Source organism: Streptomyces solitudinis (assembly GCF_036323765.1).
Taxonomy (GTDB): Bacteria; Actinomycetota; Actinomycetes; order Streptomycetales; family Streptomycetaceae; genus Streptomyces.
Genome location: NZ_JAZDCW010000002.1, coordinates 836,239 through 852,129 on the forward strand (window position 1 = coordinate 836,239; position 15,891 = coordinate 852,129).

General features: G+C 74.5%; 16 protein-coding genes. 5 read left to right on the forward strand and 11 right to left on the reverse strand.

What is annotated here, in order from left to right; genetic code table 11:
• Positions 1-65: 65 nt before the first annotated feature.
• The 3 genes from guaB to V1J52_RS07415 all read right to left on the reverse strand — a co-directional run bounded on the left by guaB (position 66) and on the right by V1J52_RS07415 (position 3,300).
• Entirely contained in the window at positions 66-1,574 is a 1,509-nt protein-coding gene (guaB, locus tag V1J52_RS07405; protein ID WP_330138786.1) for an IMP dehydrogenase, read from the reverse strand.
• 78 nt (positions 1,575-1,652) lie between these two features.
• A complete protein-coding gene (locus tag V1J52_RS07410) occupies positions 1,653-2,288 on the reverse strand; it encodes a sigma-70 family RNA polymerase sigma factor (RefSeq protein ID WP_330138787.1) in 636 nt (211 codons plus the stop codon).
• A gap of 400 nt (positions 2,289-2,688) precedes the next feature.
• Positions 2,689-3,300 (reverse strand): response regulator transcription factor, encoded by a 612-nt coding sequence (locus tag V1J52_RS07415; protein ID WP_028426699.1) that lies wholly within the window; start codon positions 3,298-3,300, stop codon positions 2,689-2,691.
• 488 nt (positions 3,301-3,788) lie between these two features.
• On the opposite strand from V1J52_RS07415, the gene V1J52_RS07420 reads away from it, so the two are divergent.
• Entirely contained in the window at positions 3,789-4,190 is a 402-nt protein-coding gene (locus V1J52_RS07420; protein ID WP_330138788.1) for a WhiB family transcriptional regulator, read from the forward strand.
• A 99-nt stretch (positions 4,191-4,289) separates the two neighbouring features.
• On the opposite strand, the gene V1J52_RS07425 is transcribed toward V1J52_RS07420, so the two are convergent.
• Positions 4,290-5,225, reverse strand: coding sequence for a LysR family transcriptional regulator (locus V1J52_RS07425; protein WP_330138789.1), 936 nt, complete (start codon positions 5,223-5,225; stop codon positions 4,290-4,292).
• 80 nt (positions 5,226-5,305) lie between these two features.
• On the opposite strand from V1J52_RS07425, the gene V1J52_RS07430 reads away from it, so the two are divergent.
• Together V1J52_RS07430 and V1J52_RS07435 are read left to right on the forward strand one after the other, a co-directional pair.
• Positions 5,306-5,962, forward strand: coding sequence for an MOSC domain-containing protein (locus V1J52_RS07430; protein ID WP_330138790.1), 657 nt, complete (start codon positions 5,306-5,308; stop codon positions 5,960-5,962).
• Positions 5,963-6,123: 161 nt separating this feature from the next.
• On the forward strand, positions 6,124-6,897 hold the full coding sequence (locus tag V1J52_RS07435; protein WP_330138791.1) for an SDR family NAD(P)-dependent oxidoreductase: 774 nt from the start codon (positions 6,124-6,126) through the stop codon (positions 6,895-6,897).
• Positions 6,898-7,049: 152 nt separating this feature from the next.
• Here the strand turns inward: V1J52_RS07435 and groL are convergent, their stop codons facing one another.
• The 3 genes from groL to V1J52_RS07450 form a co-directional block, all read right to left on the reverse strand.
• Positions 7,050-8,675: a chaperonin GroEL gene (groL, locus tag V1J52_RS07440; RefSeq protein WP_330138792.1), complete on the reverse strand. Its 1,626-nt coding sequence runs from the start codon at positions 8,673-8,675 to the stop codon at positions 7,050-7,052.
• Positions 8,676-8,783: 108 nt separating this feature from the next.
• On the reverse strand, positions 8,784-9,092 hold the full coding sequence (gene groES, locus V1J52_RS07445) for a co-chaperone GroES (protein ID WP_191209702.1): 309 nt from the start codon (positions 9,090-9,092) through the stop codon (positions 8,784-8,786).
• Between the two features lie 265 nt (positions 9,093-9,357).
• Positions 9,358-10,386, reverse strand: coding sequence for a polysaccharide deacetylase family protein (locus V1J52_RS07450; protein ID WP_330138793.1), 1,029 nt, complete (start codon positions 10,384-10,386; stop codon positions 9,358-9,360).
• 63 nt (positions 10,387-10,449) lie between these two features.
• Here V1J52_RS07450 and V1J52_RS07455 point away from each other — a divergent pair, with 63 nt between their 5' ends.
• Positions 10,450-11,661: a class I SAM-dependent methyltransferase gene (locus tag V1J52_RS07455; RefSeq protein ID WP_330138794.1), complete on the forward strand. Its 1,212-nt coding sequence runs from the start codon at positions 10,450-10,452 to the stop codon at positions 11,659-11,661.
• Positions 11,662-11,762: 101 nt separating this feature from the next.
• Positions 11,763-12,557, forward strand: a complete 795-nt coding sequence (locus V1J52_RS07460) for a VOC family protein (RefSeq protein ID WP_330138795.1) — start codon at positions 11,763-11,765, stop codon at positions 12,555-12,557.
• Positions 12,558-13,099: 542 nt separating this feature from the next.
• Here V1J52_RS07460 and V1J52_RS07465 read toward each other — a convergent pair.
• Genes V1J52_RS07465 through tsaB form a run of 4 tightly spaced genes read right to left on the reverse strand, consistent with a single transcriptional unit; the run spans position 13,100 to position 15,809 of the window.
• Positions 13,100-13,360 (reverse strand): hypothetical protein, encoded by a 261-nt coding sequence (locus V1J52_RS07465; protein WP_330138796.1) that lies wholly within the window; start codon positions 13,358-13,360, stop codon positions 13,100-13,102.
• Between the two features lie 7 nt (positions 13,361-13,367).
• Complete coding sequence (gene tsaD / locus V1J52_RS07470; RefSeq protein ID WP_330138797.1) at positions 13,368-14,522, reverse strand: tRNA (adenosine(37)-N6)-threonylcarbamoyltransferase complex transferase subunit TsaD; 1,155 nt, start codon at positions 14,520-14,522, stop codon at positions 13,368-13,370.
• Positions 14,515-15,075 carry a ribosomal protein S18-alanine N-acetyltransferase gene (gene rimI / locus V1J52_RS07475; RefSeq protein WP_330138798.1) on the reverse strand — a complete coding sequence of 187 codons (561 nt, stop codon included), beginning with the start codon at positions 15,073-15,075 and terminating at the stop codon, positions 14,515-14,517. Before rimI ends, tsaD begins: the two co-directional genes overlap by 8 nt.
• Positions 15,076-15,104: 29 nt before the next feature.
• Positions 15,105-15,809: a tRNA (adenosine(37)-N6)-threonylcarbamoyltransferase complex dimerization subunit type 1 TsaB gene (gene tsaB / locus V1J52_RS07480; RefSeq protein WP_330138799.1), complete on the reverse strand. Its 705-nt coding sequence runs from the start codon at positions 15,807-15,809 to the stop codon at positions 15,105-15,107.
• Positions 15,810-15,891: the final 82 nt, after the last annotated feature.

Consider the following 15,891-nt stretch of genomic DNA (forward strand, 5'->3'; position numbering starts at 1 on the left):
GGTTGCGGACACCAGTATCCCCGAAGGGGTGCGCGGGCCCGGCACCCCTCCGGGGACGGCTGGGGTCAGCGGCGGGAGGAGTAGTTCGGCGCCTCGACGGTCAGCTGGATGTCGTGCGGGTGGCTCTCCTTGAGCCCGGCGGCGGTGATGCGCACGAACCGGCCGCGCTCCTTCATCTCGGGCACGGTGCGTCCGCCGACGTAGAACATCGACTGGCGCAGCCCGCCGACGAGCTGGTGCACGACGGCCGACAGCGGGCCCCGGTAGGGGACCTGGCCCTCGACGCCCTCGGGGATCAGCTTGTCGTCGCCGCTGACCTCCTCCTGGAAGTAGCGGTCCTTGGAGAAGGAACGGCGGTCGCCGCGCGACTGCATCGCGCCCAGCGAGCCCATGCCCCGGTAGGACTTGAACTGCTTGCCGTTGATGAACAGCAGCTCGCCCGGCGACTCCTCGCAGCCCGCCAGCAGGCTGCCCAGCATGACGGTGTCGGCGCCCGCCACGATGGCCTTGGCGATGTCGCCGCTGTACTGGAGGCCGCCGTCGCCGATGACGGGGATGCCCGCCTCGCGGGCGGCCAGCGCGGCGTCGTAGATGGCGGTGACCTGCGGGACGCCGATCCCGGCGACGACGCGGGTGGTGCAGATCGAGCCGGGGCCGACCCCGACCTTGATGCCGTCCACGCCCGCGTCCACCAGCGCCTGCGCCCCCTCGCGGGTGGCGACGTTGCCGCCGATGACGTCCACCGAGGCGTGGTTGGACTTGATCTTGGCGGTCATGTCCCCGACGAGGCGGGAGTGGCCGTGCGCGGTGTCCACGACCACGAAGTCCACGCCGGCCTCGATGAGCGCCTGGGCCCGCTCGTAGGCGTCGCCCGCGACGCCCACGGCGGCGCCGACGAGCAGCCGCCCGTCGGCGTCCTTGGCCGCGTTCGGGTACTTCTCCGCCTTGACGAAGTCCTTGACGGTGATGAGCCCCTTGATGCGCCCGTCGCCGTCCACGAGCGGCAGCTTCTCGATCTTGTGGCGGCGCAGCAGCTCCATGGCGTCCGCCCGCGCGATGCCCACCGTGCCGGTGACCAGCGGCATGGGCGTCATGACGTCGCGGACCTGCCGGGAGCGGTCCAGCTCGAAGGCCATGTCGCGGTTGGTGACGATGCCCAGCAGCTTGCCCGCCGCGTCCGTCACCGGCACGCCGCTGATGCGGAACCGGCCGCACAGCTCGTCGGCCTCGCGCAGGGTGGCGTCGGGGCGGATGGTGATGGGGTCGGTGACCATGCCGGACTCGGAGCGCTTGACCCGGTCCACCTGCGCGGCCTGCTCCTCGATGGACAGGTTGCGGTGCAGGACGCCCACGCCGCCCTGCCGCGCCATGGCGATGGCCATGCGGGCCTCGGTGACCTTGTCCATGGCGGCCGAGAGCAGCGGGATGTTCACCCGCACGTTGCGCGAGACGAGGGAGGAGGTGTCGATGTCCTGCGGCGCCATGTCGGACTCGCCGGGCAGCAGCAGGACGTCGTCGTAGGTCAGCCCGAGCCGCGCGAATTTGTCGGGCACTCCGTCGACGTGGTCAGTCATGACACCTTCCCCAATGGTCTTGCCTCGGCACGTTTCCCCATGCTAACGGCCAAACGGAGTACCCCGTGCCCGCAGAACCTACTGCCCGGCCAGCGCGCGCAGCCGGGACAGGGCCCGGTGCTGCGCCACCCGCACGGCGCCCGGCGACATGCCGAGCACCTGTCCCGTCTCCTCCGCCGACAGCCCGACCGCGACGCGCAGCAGGATCAGCTCGCGCTGGTGGTCCGGCAGGTTGGCCAGCAGCTTCTTCGCCCACTCGGTGTCGCTGCTGAGCAGGGCGCGCTCCTCGGGCCCGAGGGAGTCGTCCGCCTGCTCGGGCATCTCGTCCGAGGGGACGGCGGTGGAGCCGGGGTGGCGCATCGCCGCGCGCTGGAGGTCGGCCACCTTGTGCTGCGCGATGGCGACGACGAAGGCGTCGAAGGGCTTGCCCGTGTCCCGGTAGCGCGGCAGGGCGCACAGGACGGCCAGGCACACCTCCTGGGCCAGGTCGTCCACGAAGTGCCGGGCGTCGCCCGGCAGCCTGCTGAGCCGGGTGCGGCAGTAGCGCAGGGCGAGCGGGTGGACGTGGGCGAGGAGGTCGTGCGTGGCGCGCTCGTCCCCTTCCACGGCCCGTCGCACGACGGCGCCGATCGCGGAGGCGGCCGGGGCCGTGTTCCCGGGGCCCGCCGGGTGTGGTGGACCGACACTGCCGGCGGGTGCGGTCTCTTCGGGCATCGGTCCATGGTGCACCGAGGCCGTGGCATCCGCCGCACCGCGTGCCGGGTTGTGTCCTGAAGCGTTATGTCGGAGTGCGCTCGTGGCCATCCCGCTTGCCCTCCCCCTCTCGGGTTGCTTCACACCGTCCAGCCCGGCGCCCGACCGGCTGTGCCCGGCGCCGGCCGGGAAGGAGTCACACACCAAGCATGCGGCATCGCACGAATTTGTGCGGAGCCCCGGTCCGCGCGGGCGCCGGAAGGCCCGCACGGCACGGCGCGGCACGGCCCCGGGCGCGGGACCGGGGCGCGGCACGACGGCCTGCGGGCCCGGCGCCACAGGGCGCTGCGCGCGGGGTGCGGACGCACCGGTGCCGGGGACGGGAGCGGCGCCCTCCGGCGCCGGGCCCGCCCCCGGTGGGTCAGCGCACCAGGCCCCAGCGGAAGCCGAGGGCCACCGCGTGCGCCCGGTCCGAGGCGCCGAGTTTCTTGAACAGCCGCCTGGCGTGGGTCTTGACGGTGTCCTCCGAGAGGAACAGCTCGCGGCCGATCTCGGCGTTGGAGCGGCCGTGGCTCATGCCTTCGAGCACCTGGATCTCCCGGGCGGTGAGCGTGGGCGCCGCGCCCATCTCGGCCGACCGGAGCCGCCGGGGCGCGAGCCGCCACGTCGGGTCCGCCAGCGCCTGGGTGACCGTCGCCCGCAGTTCGGCGCGGGAGGCGTCCTTGTGCAGGTAGCCGCGGGCACCGGCGGCGACGGCGAGCGCCACGCCGTCGAGATCCTCCGCCACGGTGAGCATGATGATGCGGGCCCCGGGATCAGCCGACAGCAGTCGGCGCACGGTCTCCACACCGCCGAGGCCCGGCATCCTGACGTCCATCAGGACGAGGTCGGACCGGTCGGCGCCCCAGCGGCGGAGGACTTCCTCGCCGTTGGCCGCCGTGGTCACCCGCTCGACGCCGGGCACGGTCGCCACCGCTCGGCGCAGCGCCTCCCGGGCGAGCGGGGAGTCGTCGCAAACGAGGACGGAAGTCATGGCCGCCCTCCGCTGCTGATGCGCATCACCTTGAGCCTCCAGGCTGTTACGAATCGTCACCTGTGCGGTTGATCGCCTCGGGGCCGCCCGACCGGGGCTCCGGATGTTCTTCGCCAACCGCCTCCGCACTCTCAACGACGGTCACCCAAAAGAGTTACGGGCGACATCACCCGCATTCGGCACTCTGCGTGACGGGACGGGTACGCGAAGGAGCGCCCGAACGGACGCACCCCGCCGCGCGGTGCGTCCGGTACCACTGTGCCCTATTTGGGCGCTTTTGCTTCCTCTTTGTGGCTTCCGTGGCTAAATTCGCAAAGAGTCATATTTACAGCTACTCACACCACTACGGCGGAGGTCGGCGGCGCCGCATCCGGCGCGGCTGCGGGGTGAGGTGCATCCCCGGCCCCCGCCGGGGTACTCGAACACCTCCTCGCACGCGGTCACCGACCCGTCCCAGCAGCCGCAGCAACGCTCCGAGAGGACGAGCAATGGCAGATTTCTCCCGCCTTCCGGGCCCCAACGCCGACCTGTGGGACTGGCAGCTCCTGGCAGCCTGCCGTGGTGTCGACAGTTCGCTGTTCTTCCACCCGGAAGGCGAACGGGGAGCGGCCCGCAGCGCGCGGGAGGCGTCCGCGAAGGAGGTCTGCATGCGCTGCCCGGTGCGCGCCCAGTGCGCGGCGCACGCCCTGTCCGTGCGGGAGCCGTACGGCGTGTGGGGAGGGCTCACCGAGGACGAACGCGAGGAGCTGATGGGACGCGCCCGCAGCCGCCTGGTGACGGCGCACAGCGCCAGGACGAACGGCGCGTCGCCGTCCCGCCGCCCCGGACCGGCGGCGCACGGCCCCGCGACGGGGGAGACGGCGACGCGGGACACGGCGGCACGGGGCTGACGCACGCGGCGCGCCGGAGTCCGCAGAAACGTATCTGCCCAGCGTCCGCACCGCCGTGGGACCGCGGCCGTCCGCGTGCGGGGCCCCGGCGCCCGCGCCTCAGCCGCCGGCCGGGGCCGCGACCGCCCCCGGCGCGTCCGCCGCGGCGGACGCCAGGCGGTCGAGCGTCCCGGCGACGGCCGGGACGCGGGCCAGGTCCGGCAGCGTCAGGGCCACCACCTCGCGGGTCACCGCCGGGGCCACCCGCACCGTCCGGGCCCCCCGCGGACGCACCGAGGCGACGGCCAGCTCCGGCAGCACCGCCACCCCGAGCCCCGCTCCGACCAGGCCGACGACCGCCGGATAGTCGTCGGTGGCGAAGTCGATGCGGGGCGTGAAGCCCGCCGCCTCGCAGACCACCTCCAGGTGGCGGCGGCAGCGCGGACAGCCCGCGATCCACGGCTCCCCGGCCAGCTCCGCGATGCCGACCTCGGGCACGGACGCGAACCGGTGGCCCTCGGGCACCAGCCCGACGAGCCGGTCGGTCAGCAGCGGCCGCACCACCAGGTCGTCCCACTCGGAGGCACCCGCGGCACCGGCCGCCGGATAGCGGAAGGCCAGCGCGATGTCGCAGTCACCGGCGCGCAGCAGCTCCACCGAGCGCGGGGGCTCGGCCTCGACCAGGGAGACCCGGGTGCCGGGGTGGTCGGCGCGCAGGGCGGCGACGGCGGCGGGCACCAGCGCGGAGCTGCCACTGGGGAACGACACGAGGCGCACGCGTCCCGCCCGCAGTCCGGCGATGGCGGCCACCTCCTCCTCCGCGGCGGTCAGCGAGGCGAGGACGGCGGCCCCGTGGCGGGCCAGCACCTCGCCCGCCTCGGTCAGCCGCGTCTCCCGCCCGGTACGGACGAGCAGCGGTGTCCCCGCGGCCTGTTCCAGTGAGCGCATCTGCTGGCTGACGGCGGGCTGGGTGCAGCCCAGTTCGCGGGCGGCGGCCGAGTAGGACCCCGTCGCCGCGACGGCGCGCAGCACCCTCAGATGGCGGGCTTCGAGCATGCCCCAACCATAAGTCGCCCTTGGCCGCGGCGAGAAATACCCACTCGAACCTTTGACGGTGCACCGCCTAGTCTGCCGACATGCGTGTGATCTCCGTGAACGTCGCCTCCCTCCGCCACTCCGAGCACACCGGCGCCCCGCACGGCATGACGGGCATCGGCAAGCAGCCGGCCGACGGGCCGGTGGCCGTCGCCGCGCCGGGTCCCAAGGGGGTGGGCGGCAGCGGCCTGGCCGGGGACGCCATCGGCGACATGCGGCACCACGGCGGCGACAGCCAGGCCGTCTACGCCTTCGCCCGCGAGGACCTGGACGGCTGGGAGCGCGAGCTGGGCCGCCCGCTGCCGCACGGCTCGTTCGGGGAGAACCTGACGACGTCCGGGGTGGCGGTGAACGACGCGCTGATCGGCGAGCGCTGGCGGATCGGGGACACCGTCGTGCTGGAGGTGTGCACGGTGCGCGTCCCGTGCCGCACGTTCGCCGGGCATCTGGAGCAGCGGGGCTGGGTGCGCCGGTTCACCCGGGAGGCGAGGCCCGGCGCGTACCTGCGGGTGATCGAACCGGGCGAGATCCGCGCCGGGGACGCCGTGGAGATCGTCCGCCGTCCGGCCCACGACGTGAGCGTGTCGCTGATGTTCCGCGCGCTGACCACGGAGCGGGAGCTGCTGCCCCGGCTGCTCGCGGCCGGCGACGTGCTGCCGCCCGAGGAACGGGAGATCGCGAGCCGGTACCCGGCCTGACGCCCGGCCCCGCACGCCCGGCCCCACACGCCCGTCCCCGTACGCGCCCGCACGCCCCCTCCGGCGCCCTCCGCCCCGCCCGCGCGGACAGGGCGTACGAGGGGGCGTGCGGCTTCGGGGGCGCGCCGGGTGGCCGGGCCCGGCCCCGTTACGGTTCGGCTATGACGACTGCACTCATCACGGGGGCGACGGCCGGGATCGGCGCCGCGTTCGCCCGGCGGCTGGCCCGGGACGGGCACAATCTGGTGCTGGTGGCCCGCGACGCCGACCGGCTGAGCGAGCACGCCACCGAGCTGCACGACCGGCACGGCATCGAGGCGTCGGTGCTCACCGCCGACCTCGCCACCGAGGAGGGCCTGACGGCGGTCCGCGAGCGGCTCACGGACCGCACCCACCCCGTCGACCTGCTGGTGAACAACGCCGGGTTCGGCCTGAAGGGCCGCTACCTGGAGGTCCCGATGGAGGACGAGCTGCGCATGCTGCGGGTGCACTGCGAAGCGGTGCTGCGGCTGACGTCGGCGGCGGTGCTCGGGATGCGCGAGCGGGGACGCGGCGGCGTGGTGAACGTGGCGTCGGTGGCCGCCTTCCTGCCGCGCGGCACCTACGGGGCGTCCAAGGCGTGGGTCGTGCAGTTCACGCAGGGCGCCGCGCAGGACCTCGCCGGGTCGGGGGTGCGGCTGCTGGCGCTGTGCCCGGGGTTCGTCCGCACCGAGTTCCACGAGCGGGCGGGCATGGCGGTGGACGGCATCCCCGGGTGGATGTGGCTGGACGCCGACAAGGTGGTGGACGCCGCGCTCAAGGACCTGGCCCGGGGCCGGACGGTGTCGATTCCCGACCCGCGCTACAAGGCGTTGCTGGGCGCCAGCAAGCTGGTGCCGCGCGGTGTGATGGGCCGGGTGTCCTCCGGATCGGGGCGCCGCTACGGCCCGCGGTGACCCGGCGCGCCGCGCCGGGCCGGGCTGACCGGTCGCGGCGGGCGGCCCGGGCACGGGCGAGGCCCGCCACCCCCGGGGGGTGACGGGCCTCGACTCGGCCGCCTCGGCCGCCTCGGCCGCGCGGACCGGCTGCCTCGGGCGGACCGGCTGCCTCAGTGCGAGTGACCGTGGCTGTGCCCGCCGGCGGAGTCGTCCTCCTCGGCGGGCTTCTCGACGACCAGGGTCTCGGTCGTCAGGAGCAGCGAGGCGATGGACGCGGCGTTCTCCAGCGCGGAGCGGGTGACCTTGACCGGGTCGATGACGCCGGCCTTCACCAGGTCGCCGTACTCGCCGGTCGCGGCGTTGAAGCCGTGGCCCTTCTCCAGCTCGGCGACCTTGGAGGTGATGACGTAGCCCTCCAGGCCCGCGTTCTCCGCGATCCAGCGCAGCGGCTCGACGACGGCGCGGCGCACGACGGCGACACCGGTGGCCTCGTCGTCGGTCTTGCCGAGGCTGTCGGCCAGGACCTTCGCGGAGTGGACGAGCGCGGAGCCGCCACCGGAGACGATGCCCTCCTCGACCGCGGCGCGGGTCGCGGAGATGGCGTCCTCCAGACGGTGCTTCTTCTCCTTCAGCTCGACCTCGGTGGCCGCGCCGACACGGATGACGCACACGCCGCCGGCCAGCTTGGCCAGGCGCTCCTGGAGCTTCTCGCGGTCCCAGTCCGAGTCCGTGGACTCGATCTCGGCCTTGATCTGGCCGACCCGGGCCTGCACGTCCTCGCCCTTGCCGCCACCGTCGACGATGGTGGTGTCGTCCTTGGTGACGGTGACGCGGCGGGCGCTGCCCAGCACGTCCAGACCGACCTGGTCGAGCTTGAGGCCGACCTCCTCGGCGACGACGGTGCCGCCGGTGAGGGCGGCCATGTCGCCGAGCATCGCCTTGCGGCGGTCACCGAAGCCGGGGGCCTTGACGGCGACGGCGTTGAAGGTGCCGCGGATCTTGTTGACGACCAGCGTGGACAGGGCCTCGCCCTCGACGTCCTCGGCGATGATCAGCAGCGGGCGGGAGCCGCCGGCCTGCATGATCTTCTCCAGCAGCGGCAGCAGGTCGGCGATGGCCGAGATCTTGCCCTGCGTGATGAGGATGTAGGGGTCGTCGAGGACGGCCTCCATGCGCTCCTGGTCGGTGACCATGTAGGGCGACAGGTAGCCCTTGTCGAAGGCCATGCCCTCGGTGAAGTCCAGCTCCAGACCGAAGGTCTGCGACTCCTCGACGGTGATGACGCCGTCCTTGCCGACCTTGTCCATGGCCTCGGCGATCAGCTCGCCGACCTGCTTGTCCTGGGCGGACAGCCCGGCGACGGAGGCGATGTCGGCCTTGGAGTCGATGGGGCTGGCGGACGCGATGAGGTCGTCCGACACGGCCCGGACGGCGGCGTCGATGCCCTTCTTCAGGGCGGCCGGGGAGGCGCCGGCGGCGACGTTGCGCAGGCCCTCGCGGACGAGCGCCTGGGCCAGCACGGTCGCGGTGGTGGTGCCGTCACCCGCGATGTCGTTGGTCTTGGTCGCCACCTCCTTGACGAGCTGGGCGCCGAGGTTCTCGTACGGGTCCTCGACCTCGACCTCGCGGGCGATGGTCACGCCGTCGTTGGTGATGGTCGGTGCGCCGAACTTCTTGTCGATGACGACGTTGCGGCCCTTGGGGCCGATCGTCACCTTGACCGTGTCGGCCAGCTTGTTGACGCCGCGCTCCAGGGCGCGACGGGCGTCCTCGTCGAACTTCAGGATCTTCGCCATGGCGTAAGAGGTCCTCTCAGGGCTGTCAAAAACGAACCGCGCCCCGGCCCCGGCTGTCTGTGACGGGGACCAGGGCGCGGATCACAACACGTGGGTGTGCCTTGTGCCTTACTTCTCGATGATCGCGAGCACGTCGCGGGCCGAGAGGACGAGGTACTCCTCGTTGTTGTACTTCACTTCGGTGCCGCCGTACTTGCTGTACAGGACGACGTCACCGACCTTGACGTCGAGCGGCAGGCGGTTGCCGTCCTCGAAGCGGCCCGGGCCCACGGCGAGGACGGTGCCCTCCTGGGGCTTCTCCTTCGCGGTGTCCGGAATGACCAGGCCCGAGGCCGTGGTCTGTTCGGCGTCGAGCGGCTGGACCACAATGCGGTCCTCGAGCGGCTTGATGGCAACCTTGGAGCTGGCGGTCGTCACGATCCGACCTCCCCCTTCGGAGATCTCACGGGGTCTTATGTCTGAGGTGGCGACCTGGTCGATCCGTCGTCGCGGGTGCCGGACCGTCCCGTCGCGCCTTGGCACTCACCGGTGGAGAGTGCCAGCGCTGAGCCTATGCCCCGCTTAGCACTCGGTCAAGCGGAGTGCCAACGACGCGCGGCGCGGCGCCGCTCCGGGGCGCGCGGGGCGGGTCCGCCGCCCGGCCGCGCGCCCCGGCCGGGGTGCGGGAGGCGGCGGCCGCCGGTCAGAGGTAGTCCTCCAGACGGGCCAGGGCGAAGCCCTGCTCGGTGACCGTGCGCAGGGTCCGGCGCAGCATGTCCGTCATCGTCCCGCCCCACTCCTCCGGGCCCCGGAAGTGGGTCAGGATGATGTCGCCGGGGTGGAACCTGCGGTCCGCGCGGCCCCAGTCGAACCGCAGCGCCCACGCCTCCTCGGCCCACAGCGGCACGGCGCGGATGCCGCAGGCGGCCGCCGCGCGCAGCGTGTCGCGGTCGTAGGCGCCGTAGGGCGGCCGGAACAGGGGCGTGGCCTGCCCGATCTCGCGCTCCAGCACCTCCTGCATGCCGCAGATCTCCCGGCGCTGGTGTTCGTAGGAGAGCCGGGGCAGCTCCTTGTGGTTCAGGGTGTGGTTGTGGACGGCCGCGCCGTCGCGGTGCATGCGGCGGAAGTAGCCGTAGTCGTCGCTGGCGACGTAGTCGGCGATGAAAGCGCTGTAGGGCAGGTCCAGCTCGCGCAGCATGCGCGGGAAGGCCGGGTCCTTCTCGTAGCCGTCGTCGACGGTGAGGAAGACGACCCGGTCCGTCGTCGGCACCCGGGTGATGACGGGCGGCAGGCCGTCGCCGGTGAGGTGCCCGGAGTCGCTGGCCAGCTCCGGTCTGCGGTCGGGCGGGGCGGGCGGGCGCAGCGGCACCTCGGCCAGGCCCCAGCGCTTCGCGGCGGCGACGCGGCGCAGTTCGGCGCGGCGCAGGCGTTCGGCGTAGCCGGTCAGCGAGGCGGCGGCGGCTCCGGCCTCGGCGTGCGGGGCGGTGCCGAGCGGTACCGCGGCGCCGGCGGCGGCCAGCGGCTGGTCCAGGCGCGCCCTGCCGTCCGTGCCGCCGGGCAGCCCGGCGGTGGCGGCGCAGGAGACGGCGAGCAGGACGACGGCGGAGGCGCCGACGGCCCGCCGGACGTGGTGCCAGGACCGGTGGGACGTCCCCGGCGCGTCCCGCCCGTCCGGTGCCGTGGTCTGACCGTCCTTCCAGTAGTTTTGTGTGACTTGTCGGCTGATCGTCATAGTGGCGGATGGTGCCAGCGGGACCCGGCCGGAGGTCCGCGGCATCGCGCGCCACGGGGGAAAATGGGCCGTGTGGCCGCATCCGCATCACCCGACACGCCGACCGACGACACCCGGCTCGCCGCCTTCCGCGCCCTCCTGACCGAGGAGGGGCAGCGACTGCTGGCCGGACTGGGCGACTACGACGCCGCCGACGAACTGGCCGTCGCCACCCGGCTGCGCCGCGGCCACGACCCCGCACTGGTCTCCGCTGCGCTGGGCCAGGCCCGGCTGCGGCAGCGGGCGGTGGCCAAGTTCGGCGCCCGGGACGCGGCACGCATGTACTTCACGCCCGACGGCGTCGAGCAGGCCACCCGGACCGCCGTCGCCGCCTACCGGGCCGCACGGCTGGCCGGGCGCGGGGTACGGCGGCTGGCCGACCTGTGCTGCGGCGTCGGCGGCGACGCCATCGCCCTGGCCCGCGCCGGGGTGCACGTACTCGCCGTGGACCGCTCCCCGCTGACCTGCGCCGTCATCACCGCCAACGCCGCCGCCCTGGGCCTGGCCGACCGGATCGAGGTGCGCTGCGCCGACGTCACCGAGGTGGACACCGGCGGCTGCGACGCCGTCTTCGTCGACCCGGCGCGGCGCGGCGGACGCGGGCGGGTCTTCGACCCCGAGGCGTTCTCGCCCCCGCTGTCCTGGGCCCTGGACGCCGCCCGCCGCGCCCCGCACGCCGCGCTCAAGCTGGCCCCCGGGGTGCCGCACGAGACCGTGCCCCCCGAGGCGGAGGCGGAGTGGATCTCGGTGGCCGGGGAGGTGAAGGAGGCGGTGTTCTGGTTCGGCGGCCCGCCCGGTGTACGGGCCACGCTGCTGCCCGGCGGGGCCTCGCTGACCGGCACCGGGCTGCCCGATCCCCCGGCCGGCCCCGTCCGCCGGTACCTGTACGAGCCGGACGGCGCCGTCATCCGCGCCCACCTCGTCGCCGAGGTCGCCGAACGGGTGGACGGGCACCTTATCGACCCCACCATCGCCTACGTCACCTCCGGGGAACTCCGCCCGACGCCGTACGCCCGCGCCTACGAGATCACCGACGTGCTGCCCTTCCACGTCAAGCGGCTGCGCGCCCTGCTGCGCGAACGCGGGGTGGGCACGGTGACCGTCAAGAAGCGCGGCTCGGCCGTGGAGCCGGAGGAGCTGCGGCGCAAGCTGAAGCCGTCCGGGCCGCACGCCGTGACCGTCTTCCTCACCCGGGTGGCCGGGGCCCCCACGATGCTGCTGGGCCACCCGGTCTGAGCCGGACGCGGATATTCAGCCGTACGCGTCCGTGTGGCGGGCCGTGTGGCGGGCACCGGAGGGTAGGAGCGACAACCGCCGACGAGAGCGAGGTGAGCGGCGTGCCCGAGCTGACCGGTGCCGTCCACGGGGCGCCGTGCTGGGTGAGCCTCATGACGCACGACCTGGACTCCGCCCAGCGCTTCTACACGCGGGTGCTGGGCTGGGAGTACCGGCCGGGTTTCCGGGCCGAGGAGGGCTACTGCGTCGCCACGGCGGACGGCGAGCCGGTGGCCGGGCTCGGCATGACCCCCGGGACCAGGAGCTTCGTCGCGAGCTGGAGCGTCTACTTCGGCGTGGAGGACGCCAACCGGATGGCCGACCGCATCCGGGAGCGCGGCGGGACGGTCGCGGTGGGGCCCATGCAGTTCGGCACGGGCCGGGTGGCGTGGGCGGCCGACCAGCAGGACGCCCGGTTCGGCGTCTGGCAGGGCCGGGCCTCGCCGGGCTGGGGCGCCGTGAAGCAGTCGGGCGCCCCGGCCCGGATCGAGCTGCGCACGGGCGACGCGTTCGCCGCCGCCATGTTCTACGGCTCCGTCTTCGACTGGGACGCCCACGACCCCGACCGCGTGGACGTGCGGTTCGAGTCGGACCACGTGGTGCTCCGGGTGGACGGACAGCGGGTGGCCGACCTGGAGGGCGGCGCCGTCGAGGAGGCGCCCGACCCGCTGGTACGGCCGCAGTGGCACGTGTACTTCGGCGTGCAGACGGCCGGGGAGGTGGACGACGCGGCGGAGCGCGCACGGGCGGCGGGCGGCTCGGTCCTCGCGGGGCCGTACGAGACGCCGGCCGGGCGCATCGCCGACCTGCGCGACCCGGAGGGCTCCCTGTTCCACGTCGCCTGGGACCGGGAGTGACGAACCGGGCCGCACGGCCCCGGCGCGCGGGGTGGGCCCCTGCAGCAGGTGGTCGGCCTTGCCCGCCTTGATGTCCCCGAAGAGTGTGCGCAGGGCTTCCCGGGTGTCGGTGAGGTAGGTCTGCTCCTGTCCGGCTACCGCCATCTCCCGTCAGGCTTGGCGAGGGCGTGTACGGAGTCCCGGGACGAGACGGAGCTGAGGGACGCCGCTTCCATCCAGTCCAGTTGCGCACGGTACTTGTCGAGCTGGGCTGGGGCATGAGTGAATCCCGGCCCGTGGGCGGAGTCGAGCTGCACCGTGTCGAGCTGGGGCACGATCCCTGTCGCGGAGACGAGCGCCTGCCCCGCTCCGGGAAACGCTCCAGCCTTCGCCGCCGCACAACTTTCCGCCACCGGTGTGTGCACCTGGGCCACGTTCCCGGACCTGCCGCACCATCCCATCGGTGCCTGAAGCTGCCCCTGCGCGAGCTGCCCGAGGCGGGCCAGCACCGGACGGGCACGGACCGGCCCCGTGCGAACGGGGCCGGACCAGCCGTGGCTCCCCTACGGCCCCTGGACCTGGGTGAAGTGCCAGCGGTGCACGGGGCGGGCGATCAGGCCGGGGGGCGGGTCGGGCAGCTCCGGCGGCGGCGCTCCCCCGTCGGCGGCCTCCCAGTGCGTGATCACCAGGACGCGGTCACCGGGCGCCGTGTAGGTGTCGCGGCGCGCGGGGGACGGCGTGAGGGGCTGGGCGCGGGCCCAGGCCAGCAGCTCGGGTCCGCGCCCCTCGGCGGCGCGGGCCTCCCACATCAGGGCGGTCGTCATGCGGTCCTCACGCGTCGTAGAGGTTCTTCCGGCTCAGCTCGTGCACGTGGTCGTGGTGGTGCCCGTGGCCGGGTCCGTGCGCGTCTCCGTGGCCTTCGCCCTCACCGTGCTCCGGCGCGGCGCCGGGGATGTGGGGCTCGGTGACCGGGAGGGAGGAGTCGGCGGGCAGGTCCCAGCCGGAGGCCGGACGGCCGCGGGCGACCATCTCGGCGCCGAGGGCCGCCACCATCGCCCCGTTGTCGGTGCACAGCTTCGGGCGGGGCACGCGCAGGGTGATGCCCGCGGCCGCGCAGCGATCCGCGGCCAGTGCGCGCAGCCGGGAGTTGGCGGCCACCCCGCCGCCGATCATCAGGTGGTCGACGCCCTCGTCCCGGCAGGCGCGCACCGCCTTGCGGGTGAGCACGTCGGCGACGGCCTCCTGGAAGGACGCCGCGACGTCGTCGACCGGCACCTCCTCGCCCGCCCGCCGCCGGGCCTCGATCCAGCGGGCGACGGCGGTCTTCAGCCCGGAGAAGGAGAAGTCGTAGGGAGCGTCGCGCGGCCCGGTGAGGCCGCGCGGGAAGGCGATGGCGTCACGGTCGCCCTCGCGGGCGCGGCGGTCGACGACCGGGCCGCCGGGGAAGCCGAGGCCCAGGACGCGGGCCACCTTGTCGAACGCCTCCCCGGCCGCGTCGTCGATGGTGGAGCCCAGCGGGCGGACGTCGGTGGTGATGTCCGGCGCCAGCAGGAGCGAGGAGTGGCCGCCGCTGACCAGCAGGGCCATCGTCGGCTCGGGCAGCGCGCCGTGTTCGAGCTGGTCGACGCAGATGTGGGACGCCAGGTGGTTGACGCCGTAGAGCGGCTTCCCGAGCGCGTACGCGTACGCCTTGGCCGCCGAGACGCCCACCAGCAGCGCACCGGCCAGCCCGGGGCCCGCGGTGACCGCGATGCCGTCGAGGTCGGTGGCGGCGACACCGGCCTCCCGCAGCGCCCGCTCGATCGTGGGAACCATCGCCTCCAGGTGCGCCCGGCTGGCGATCTCCGGGACGACGCCGCCGTAGCGGGCGTGGTCGTCCACGCTGGAGGCGACGGCGTCGGCGAGGAGGGTGTGGCCGCGCACGACACCGACGCCGGTCTCGTCGCAGGAGGTCTCGATGCCGAGGACAAGCGGCTCGTCAGCCATGGGCGGTCTTTCCGGGTTCGGGGCGGGCGGGGTGTGCCGGTGCTCCGGCGGGGTCGGCGGGGGTGCCCGTGAGGCCGAAGGGGCCGTCCGCGGGGTCGGCCGGGGTGCCGGTGTGCTCGCGGCGCATCACCAGCGCGTCGATGCCTCCGGGCTGGTAGTAGCCGCGCCGGACGCCCACCGGGGCGAAGCCGTACCGCTCGTAGAGCCGCTGGGCGCGCGGGTTGTCCACCCGCACCTCCAGCAGCACCTGGTGGCACTCGAAGGCGGTGGCGGCGGTGAGCAGGTCGCGCAGGAGGCGCGCGCCGAGGCCGGTGCCCTGGTGGGCGGGGGCCACGGCGATGGTCTGCACGTCGCCGGTGCCGTCTGCGGCGGCGGCCAGCCCCGCGTACCCGGCGACGCCACCGTCCGGCGCGGTGGCGACGGTGTAGTGGCGGGTGGCGCGCAGGCCGCGTGCGTGGGCCAGCTCCGACCAGAACATCCCCGCCGACCAGGCGTCCTCGGGGAACAGCTCCTGTTCGAGCGCGAGCACCGGCTCGATGTCCCACCAGCGCATTGCGCGCAGGGCCGTGCCCGGTGCCGTGCTCACCGCCCGCCGGCCCGGGGCTCGGGCCGCGGTTCCGGCGGCGGGGTGACGGCCTTGTACCCGGCGGGCACCTTGGCGTCGGGGCGGCGCAGGTAGAGCGGCAGCGGCGGCAGGAAGGGCTCGCCGTCCGCCAGCCGGGCGGCGGCCAGCGCCGCGAGCGCCGCCGCCGAGGCGTGCTGAGGGGCGCCGGGCAGCAGGCCGGTGAAGGTGTCGGCGTAGAGGGCGGCGCCCGCGCCGACGGCGGGCACTCCGGCCACCTGCGCGGCGATGTCGGCGGGCCGGTCCACGGCGGGCTCTCCCGTACGGGTGCGGGCGTCGGCGTAGCGGGCCCAGTAGACCTCCTTGCGCCGGGCGTCCGTGGCGGCGGTGAACGGTCCCTTCACGCCCGCGAGGCCCGCCGCGTACGCGATGCCGTCCAGCGTGCACAGGCCGTGCACCGGGATGCCCAGCGCCGCCGAGAAGGCGGCGGCCGTCGCCAGCCCGACGCGCAGCCCGGTGTAGGGGCCCGGGCCGACGCCGACGACGAGGTGGGTGACGTCGTGCAGGGTGCGGCCCGCGTCGGCCAGCGTCCCGTCGACGGCGGGCAGCAGCAGCTCGCCGTGGCGGCGGGCGTCGACCTGGTCGCGGGCGGCGAGCACCCGCGCGCCGTTGTGCAGGGCGACGGTGACGGCGGGGGTCGCGGTGTCGAGAGCGAGCAAGAGCACGGGGCAAGCCTACGGCGCCCGCCGCACTGCCCCGGCCCGCGCTGCCCTCCCCGGCCCGGCCCGGACGGCGCCGGGCGTCCTG

Excerpts from the sequence above, each read along its gene's own strand:
- guaB (WP_330138786.1), bottom strand. The coding sequence starts at position 1,574 with ATGACTGACCACGTCGACGGAGTGCCCGACAAATTCGCGCGGCTCGGG.
- V1J52_RS07410 (WP_330138787.1), bottom strand. The coding sequence starts at position 2,288 with ATGCCCGAAGAGACCGCACCCGCCGGCAGTGTCGGTCCACCACACCCG.
- V1J52_RS07465 (WP_330138796.1), bottom strand. The coding sequence starts at position 13,360 with ATGACGACCGCCCTGATGTGGGAGGCCCGCGCCGCCGAGGGGCGCGGA.
- groL (WP_330138792.1), bottom strand. The coding sequence starts at position 8,675 with ATGGCGAAGATCCTGAAGTTCGACGAGGACGCCCGTCGCGCCCTGGAG.
- V1J52_RS07430 (WP_330138790.1), top strand. The coding sequence starts at position 5,306 with ATGCGTGTGATCTCCGTGAACGTCGCCTCCCTCCGCCACTCCGAGCAC.
- tsaD (WP_330138797.1), bottom strand. The coding sequence starts at position 14,522 with ATGGCTGACGAGCCGCTTGTCCTCGGCATCGAGACCTCCTGCGACGAG.
- rimI (WP_330138798.1), bottom strand. The coding sequence starts at position 15,075 with ATGCGCTGGTGGGACATCGAGCCGGTGCTCGCGCTCGAACAGGAGCTG.
- V1J52_RS07425 (WP_330138789.1), bottom strand. The coding sequence starts at position 5,225 with ATGCTCGAAGCCCGCCATCTGAGGGTGCTGCGCGCCGTCGCGGCGACG.
- V1J52_RS07420 (WP_330138788.1), top strand. The coding sequence starts at position 3,789 with ATGGCAGATTTCTCCCGCCTTCCGGGCCCCAACGCCGACCTGTGGGAC.
- V1J52_RS07450 (WP_330138793.1), bottom strand. The coding sequence starts at position 10,386 with ATGACGATCAGCCGACAAGTCACACAAAACTACTGGAAGGACGGTCAG.
- V1J52_RS07415 (WP_028426699.1), bottom strand. The coding sequence starts at position 3,300 with ATGACTTCCGTCCTCGTTTGCGACGACTCCCCGCTCGCCCGGGAGGCG.
- V1J52_RS07455 (WP_330138794.1), top strand. The coding sequence starts at position 10,450 with ATGGGCCGTGTGGCCGCATCCGCATCACCCGACACGCCGACCGACGAC.
- V1J52_RS07435 (WP_330138791.1), top strand. The coding sequence starts at position 6,124 with ATGACGACTGCACTCATCACGGGGGCGACGGCCGGGATCGGCGCCGCG.